Below are 4,408 nucleotides of genomic sequence, written 5' to 3'. Positions count from 1 at the left end.
CCAACCGCCTCAATAATCTGGGCAACAGCTGCTTCAATTTTCTTCGTGTCCATATTCACTCCTAGATTCTTTTTCTTTGTCAATGATATAAGCCCTGACCTGAGCCAGGAAATAAAGGGAGCCCGTAATCAGCAAGAGCTCATCAGTCCCATGCTCAGCTTTCAAATAAGCCTCTAAAAATCCCTGCCAATCAGCATAGTCCAAGCCCTGCTCGCAAGCCAGCGCCTCCATTTTCTCTTTGGAAAAGCTCCGTGGATCTGCAAAATTGGTCAAAATTAGCTGACTCTTAGGCACCTGCTTGAGCTGACCCACCATTTCCTCCAGAGACTTGGTCTGGATACAGCTGAAAAGGATTTTCTTATCCAAGTCTGGATAATGCTGACTCAAGGTCCTCGCCAACCTCTCCATGGCATGTGGATTGTGGGCGCCATCAAGCAAAATACGAGGCTGGTGCGAAATCTGCTCCATCCGACCCGGCCAACTGGTCGCCACTAAAGCCGCGCCAACTTGCTCTTTTGTTAACAGTGGCAACTGCTTGAGCTGGCAATAGAGGTCACAGAGCTCAATCGCCAAACCAGCATTATCTACCTGATGCTGCCCCAACAGAGGCGTCAGGTAAGGCTCCGCCTCCCGATAGGCATTAGAAAAGCTAAGATGTTCTCCTGAGTCAGTCCCGCCCAAGCTCTGAACTTGATAAGACTGCCTATAAACATAATGAGGCGCTTGCTTTTGATGAGCCTTGTCCTCGATAACCGCCAGAGCTTCTGGCTCAATCCGTCCAGTCACCAAGGGCACATTTGGCTTGACAATCCCAGCCTTCTGCTCGGCAATCGCTGCCAGGGAATGCCCCAGCAGAGCCACATGATCTAAGCCAATAGTCGTAATAGCTGTCAGATCAGGTCGGCAGACATTGGTACTGTCCAAGAGGCCGCCCATGCCAACCTCCATAATGGCCACATCGACCCGCTCCTGAGCCAAATAATCATAGGCTAACGCCGTCATGATTTCAAACTCAGTCACTCCCTGCAAAACCTCATCGTTCGCTTGCTCTTCAAAAAGAGCTCGATAAGTCTCTAGCAGGCGCGACAAATCTTGATTGGGAATAGACCGACCATTGATGGCGATTTGTTCATTGTAGCTGATCAGATAGGGGGAGGTAAAGGTTCCTACACGCAGACCCCGCATTTCCAAGAGTTGACGCAGGTGGGCAATGGTTGAGCCCTTCCCGTTGGTCCCCCCTATATGAATCACTGACAGCTGCAAATGAGGATTTCCCCGCAGCGCCAGCATCCGCTCCATTCGCTCCAAGCCAAAATTAGGACTATCCGTCCGATAGGCTTCCAGCCAGCTTAAATCTGGCAATTCTTCTTTTATCATAGTCACTTATACTGCCGTAAATTTAGATCTTCCATTTTCTGAGCCAGTCGAATAGCATCGCCAATATCGGCTGCCATCCGGTGGACTTCCACATCATGCACTCGGACAGCCTCGACACCCTGACTAGCTGCAATGCTGGTCAAATGAGCTGAAGCTAGGTCTCTGTTTTGAAAACCAGCGGCTGTCTCTGGGTCAGTCTCAAAACCATTTTCCTCCAAGATATTGACCAAAAAGCGCTTGCGAGAGACACCCAGAAAAATGGGAAAGCCTGCCTGATGAATGCTGTCCAGTTCCTGTAAGAGCAAGAGATTTTCCCGTTTGGTCAAGCCAAAACCAATCCCTGGATCCAGCATGATTTGCTCACGGTCCAGACCAGCTTTCTCAGCTCTTGCCAGTGTCTTTTCAAAAAATGCCCACATGAGTGCCTGAATACCCAGCTGTTCAAAGTCCGCTAATTCTGACTCGGTAAAAGCTGGCTCAAAGCCGAAAGTCGGAAAGATTTTCGAACCGGCATGTTGGGGTCGAGCCATGACTGGATTGAACATGGCGATAACTGGCGCTCCAGCCTTGGCAGCCACAGTTGCCATTCTCTCATCACCCAAGAGTCCTGTGATGTCATTGATGATATTAGCTCCAGCGGCCAAAGCTGCTTCTGCAACTGACGCCTTCCAAGTATCCACAGAAATGAGAATATCAGTCTCCCGACGAAGAGCCTCAATCACCGGCACCACACGCCCTATCTCTGCCTCAATATCCACAAAATGGCTGCCTGGACGTGGACGAGTCGACTCGCCACCGATGTCTAGCAAATGAGCTCCCTGAGCTATCATCTTGTGCGCCTGCTCCAGAGCCTTTTCCACCGTATCATATTTGCCCCCATCCGAAAAGGAATCTGGGGTAACATTAAGGATCCCACAAAGGGCCGTCTTGCCCTCTGGAGCAAGTTGTCTTAGATTCATCGTATTTCCTTTCCCCTTGCTACTACTGCCTTTCAACAAAAAAGGCACACCCATCTAGTGTACAGCAAAGCCAACAGCAGATGCAGCATCAGTTTTACAAACTGCACTTGATCCTACAAGCAGTCCTCTCAGACTCTTGTTTCATTTACCATTTTACCACAATTCCCCTATTTAAGAAAACACTTTTTACAAACAGAAAGGCAAAAGGAGGATCAGAAGTAAATTCCGAAGAAGATGAGCCAGTAAGGACAATTCCAGAGATCCAACCCAAGCTTTTAAGAGCCGGACAAAAGCCATGCCTAAACTTAGATAAATTAGAAAGCAAGATGATTCTCCGGGATTTCTCAGGAAAGCAAAGAGAACAATTCCCAAGGCAATACGCCAACTCTTTCTGTATTTCATCTGCCTGTTTTGCTTAGCCTGTGATGACATACCAAATAAATCCATGCCAAGCAATAGCAAGGAGGAGGTGGAAAAACTGTTTGAGATAAGTTGCTGCAAAGACGTTAGCTCCGAACCCGACTGCCCACAAAGGAGAACGAGACTCGCTGCGTTGCTTGCAATCATCAAAAAATAAAGGTAACGTAAGTTCTGAAACCGCTTGGAAGTCCGTAGCTCTATCTTAAAATCCCGCCACTCACGAGAAAAGTAAGAGGCATAACCTAAAAGAATGAGCAAAAACAGAGAGATAAAAAGCAAGTTAGGCCTCGATAAAGCGAAACGATTGGTCATCGGATGAACCAAAAGCAGCAAGACCGATTGCATTAGCATAGCTACTAATAAGATTTGGATAGATTTTTGAAATGTGAGCCTCATTTTTTACTCCTTAAAGCTAAGATACAATTCTCATTATAGAACAAAAGATTCGCTTTGCTAGCCCCATGTCCTCAAAAGTCACTTTTTATCCCTGAAATGTCAAAAAAGAGGTCAATCTGACCTCTTCATCCATGAATGATATCTAGTTAACTTTGTGAAATGATCATCACCAAAATAGCAATGGCATTCCGTAACATATGGGCTAAAATTCCCATTTCCAAACGCTTAGTCTGGTGAACCACCAAAGCTAGAACACCCCCCATACCAGCATAAAGGACAAAACTACCGATGTTGGTCGGACCGTGGAAAAAACCAAAAAGGATAGAACCAACTATCAGACCAATCAACTCATGCTTTGGAAACAGCTTTTGGGGAATCAAACCACGGAAAATAATCTCTTCCAAAATTGGCGCTGAAAAAACAGCTCCCACAATAAGCAAAACAACGGGCGTACTCTGAAACAAGTTTTGCAAAGCAGTTTGATTGGCTGTCGTTCCTGAAAGTTGGCCCTCTAGAACCATAATAATCGCAGCAAAAATACTAACTCCGAAAGTTATCAGATAGGATAATACTAGCCAGATCACTGATTTTAAATTAAAAAAACTAAAATCAAGGGTCAGTAAGCCTTCTTTTTTAGCCATTCGCAGGGCATAAAAAATGATCACAAAATAAATCATCAGAACAAGTAAAGTGTTTCCCAGTGAGAAACTTTGATCTCGACCTTTGTAAAACTGGATCAGTACAAAAGGAACTTGAGTCTGTACGGCTAAAAACAAAGCCAGTAAACTATATTCCACTTTTTGCAAAAAAATTTTCATTTCTTCCTCCTTTTACTTAGTATATCGAATTTTTCCCTTCCTGTACAGCTAAGAGCCATATAAAATCAAAAAATGTGCCATCATGCTTACTAGGAAGCTCCTTCCCTAAGCTTTTGATTCAATCTGGCAGCAAAATAGAGCGCTAAAATTTCAATTTTTATTATATCTTCACCAATTCAGTGCACCTAGCAAAAAAGGAAGAGAATACAAGATTCTCTTCCTGATAGACTTTTATATTGTAAATTCAAGCAAGTTTTTATGATTCTACGCTTGTTTCAACTTCTTCAGTCTCTACTGTTTCCACAACTTCGTCAATAATTTCAACTTCATTGATTGCTTGTGGTTCTAAGTTACGGTAACGAGCCATACCAGTACCAGCTGGAATAATCTTACCGATGATAACATTTTCCTTGAGTCCGAGCAGATGGTCTTTCTTAC

At 44.7% G+C, this 4,408-nt stretch carries 5 protein-coding genes; all 5 read right to left on the bottom strand.

Features of this window, described 5'->3' with window-relative positions:
* Window positions 1-33 precede the first annotated feature (33 nt).
* Window positions 34-1,377 carry a folylpolyglutamate synthase/dihydrofolate synthase family protein gene (locus Q0191_RS01065; RefSeq protein ID WP_297663030.1) on the bottom strand — a complete coding sequence of 448 codons (1,344 nt, stop codon included), beginning with the start codon at window positions 1,375-1,377 and terminating at the stop codon, window positions 34-36.
* Window positions 1,378-1,379: 2 nt separating this feature from the next.
* Entirely contained in the window at window positions 1,380-2,336 is a 957-nt protein-coding gene (folP, locus tag Q0191_RS01060; RefSeq protein WP_297663028.1) for a dihydropteroate synthase, read from the bottom strand.
* A gap of 186 nt (window positions 2,337-2,522) precedes the next feature.
* Entirely contained in the window at window positions 2,523-3,152 is a 630-nt protein-coding gene (locus tag Q0191_RS01055) for a hypothetical protein (RefSeq protein WP_297663026.1), read from the bottom strand.
* Window positions 3,153-3,298: 146 nt separating this feature from the next.
* A complete protein-coding gene (locus tag Q0191_RS01050) occupies window positions 3,299-3,970 on the bottom strand; it encodes a CPBP family intramembrane glutamic endopeptidase (RefSeq protein WP_125380191.1) in 672 nt (223 codons plus the stop codon).
* Between the two features lie 256 nt (window positions 3,971-4,226).
* Window positions 4,227-4,408, bottom strand: a 182-nt coding sequence (locus tag Q0191_RS01045) for a hypothetical protein (protein ID WP_297663023.1), incomplete at its 5' end; no start/stop codon positions are given.

Source organism: uncultured Streptococcus sp., from assembly GCF_938036805.1.
GTDB lineage: Bacteria > Bacillota > Bacilli > Lactobacillales > Streptococcaceae > Streptococcus.
Note: the sequence above shows the minus strand (reverse complement) of the source record. Positions and strands in the feature narration are given on the sequence as shown.

What these genes read in the sequence shown, in the direction of transcription:
- folP (WP_297663028.1), bottom strand. Translation starts at nt 2,336, where the DNA reads ATGAATCTAAGACAACTTGCTCCAGAGGGCAAGACGGCCCTTTGTGGG.
- Q0191_RS01065 (WP_297663030.1), bottom strand. Translation starts at nt 1,377, where the DNA reads ATGATAAAAGAAGAATTGCCAGATTTAAGCTGGCTGGAAGCCTATCGG.
- Q0191_RS01055 (WP_297663026.1), bottom strand. Translation starts at nt 3,152, where the DNA reads ATGAGGCTCACATTTCAAAAATCTATCCAAATCTTATTAGTAGCTATG.
- Q0191_RS01050 (WP_125380191.1), bottom strand. Translation starts at nt 3,970, where the DNA reads ATGAAAATTTTTTTGCAAAAAGTGGAATATAGTTTACTGGCTTTGTTT.